General features: G+C 48.6%; 2 protein-coding genes. One reads left to right on the top strand and one right to left on the bottom strand.

Annotation, left to right across the window (positions count from 1 at the left end; translation table 11 throughout):
- The coding region (clpB, locus tag J6I68_RS09850; RefSeq protein WP_292220011.1) for an ATP-dependent chaperone ClpB at positions 1–2,223 on the top strand (2,223 nt) is incomplete at its 5' end.
- 144 nt (positions 2,224–2,367) lie between these two features.
- Here clpB and J6I68_RS09845 read toward each other — a convergent pair.
- A partial coding sequence (locus J6I68_RS09845) for a hypothetical protein (protein ID WP_292220010.1) occupies positions 2,368–2,560 on the bottom strand: 193 nt, incomplete at its 5' end.

Below are 2,560 nucleotides of genomic sequence, written 5' to 3'. Positions count from 1 at the left end.
CTTCAGGAGTTTGGTATCGACAGGAACAGATTTCTTCAGGTTCTGTCTGAGGTCCGTGGCAACAGGAATGTGACAACAGATAACCCTGAGGCCACCTACGATACCCTCAACAAGTACGGAACTGAGCTGGTTGAAAAGGCCAAGAGGCAAAAACTTGACCCTGTCATCGGAAGAGATACAGAGATCAGGAACGTAATAAGGATCCTTTCCCGTAAGACCAAGAATAACCCGGTTCTTATCGGTGAACCTGGTGTTGGTAAGACTGCAGTTGTAGAGGCCCTTGCCCAGAGGATAGCCAGCGGCGATGTGCCATCTGCCCTCAAGGATAAAAAGATCTTTTCTCTTGATATGGGTGCGCTGGTTGCCGGAGCCAAGTACAGAGGAGAGTTTGAGGAAAGATTAAAGGCTGTTTTGGAGGACGTAAAAGAGTCTGACGGCGAGATCATTCTTTTTATAGATGAGCTTCACCTTATTGTTGGAGCTGGCAAGACTGACGGCGCAATGGATGCCGGCAATATGCTAAAGCCTATGCTCGCAAGGGGCGAGCTTCACTGCATCGGAGCAACTACACTTAACGAGTACAGACAGTACATTGAAAAGGACGCAGCTCTTGAGAGACGTTTCCAGCCTGTAATGGTGGAGGAGCCCACAGTTGAGGACACCATCAGTATCCTTCGTGGCCTCAAGGAGAGGTATGAGGTATTCCATGGCGTTAAGATCATGGACTCAGCCCTTGTAAGCGCTGCAGTTCTTTCAAACAGATATATTTCTGACAGGTTCCTTCCTGACAAAGCTATCGACCTGGTGGATGAAGCCTGTGCTCTCATTAAGACAGAGATGGATTCAATGCCAGCTGAGCTTGATGAGATGAACCGCAAGATCATGCAGATGCAGATCGAGGAGACAGCTCTTAAGAAGGAGGACGATTCCCTCAGCAAGGAGCGTCTTTCTAACTTGCAAAAAGAGCTTGCTGAGCTTCAGGAACAGTTTGACTCCATGAAGGCGCAGTGGACCAATGAAAAGCAGGCAGTTGATAAGCTTGCTGCCATGCGTGAGCAGATAGATACCATCAACTCTGAGATTGCAATTGCCCAGAGAAATGGCGACTATGAGAAGGCCGGAGAGCTTCAGTACGGCAAACTCCCTGCCCTCAAGAAGCAGCTTGAAGAGGCTGAAGAGCAGGTAAGAGCCGGCGAAAAAGATACTACTCTGGTCCATGAAAGAGTTTCAGATGAGGAAATTGCCGGCATCATCAGCAGATGGACAGGCATTCCTGTAAATAAGCTCACTGAGAGCGAAAGAAATAAAACCCTGCATCTTGCTGATGAGCTCCACCAAAGAGTCATCGGTCAGGACGATGCAGTAACCAAGGTTTCTGAAGCTATCATGAGATCCAAGGCCGGCATCAAGGATCCAAGTAAGCCTATCGGTTCCTTCCTGTTCCTTGGTCCAACTGGTGTAGGTAAGACAGAACTTGCAAAGAGCCTTGCTCAGGCCCTGTTTGATGATGAGAACAACATGGTCAGGATTGACATGAGTGAGTACATGGAAAAGTTCAGCGTGTCAAGGCTCATAGGAGCACCTCCCGGATATGTTGGATATGAGGAAGGTGGTCAGCTTACAGAGGCTGTAAGACGTAAACCTTATGCGGTAGTTCTTTTCGATGAGATTGAAAAAGCACACCCTGACGTATTTAACGTGCTTTTGCAGATCCTGGACGACGGCCGTGTTACGGACTCCCAGGGAAGAACTGTGGACTTTAAGAATACCATTCTTATCATGACTTCAAACATCGGTGCTCAGTACCTGCTTGATGGCATTAGGGACGATGGAACTATAAGCGAGGATGCTGAAAATAGCACAATGGATGACCTTCGTGCCCACTTTAGACCAGAGTTCCTAAACCGTCTTGATGAGATCATCATGTTCAGACCTCTCACCAAGGACAACATTGGAAATATTATTAACCTTATAGTAGCTGATCTTAACAAGAGACTTTCCGACAGAGAGATAAACGTTGAACTTTCAGACGCTGCAAGACAGTACGTAGTCGACAACGCCTACGACCCGATCTACGGCGCAAGACCACTTAAGAGATTCGTACAAAAGTACGTTGAGACCCTGTCAGCAAGACTCATCCTTGAGGACAAGGTAAAGCCTCACAACACCATCCTGTTCGATGTGGAAAACGGGGAGCTTGTAGCAAGCCCTAAAGCGAATTAACATGACACGGGCGGCTGCGTTGTCACCTTGGGCTCAGGGGCCTACCACTACGGTAGCCCACCCATTGGCCCGTGCCACAGACCTTTCGCCCCACCAGCGATGCCTGGCCCTGCTTAAGCCCGTGGCGTCATCCGCACAATATGTTCAGACTTTTTTCCGTTTGAGGGAGCCGCTTTTTTCATGAGCCTTCGGAAGTCCCCTTAGGTTCTGCTCACGGTGAGTAGGGGCTCCCTGCCCCGGCTTTACTATTATTTCCGGTTTTTCGCTATCCACAAACGAAACTTTTCTTAAACGCTCCTGCAGTTTTTTCTCGATTACGCATACTCGACCGCACACG

Source organism: Butyrivibrio sp., from assembly GCF_017940685.1.
In the GTDB taxonomy this organism is placed as follows: Bacteria; Bacillota; Clostridia; order Lachnospirales; family Lachnospiraceae; genus Butyrivibrio.
This window is presented reverse-complemented; position numbering and strand designations above follow the sequence as displayed.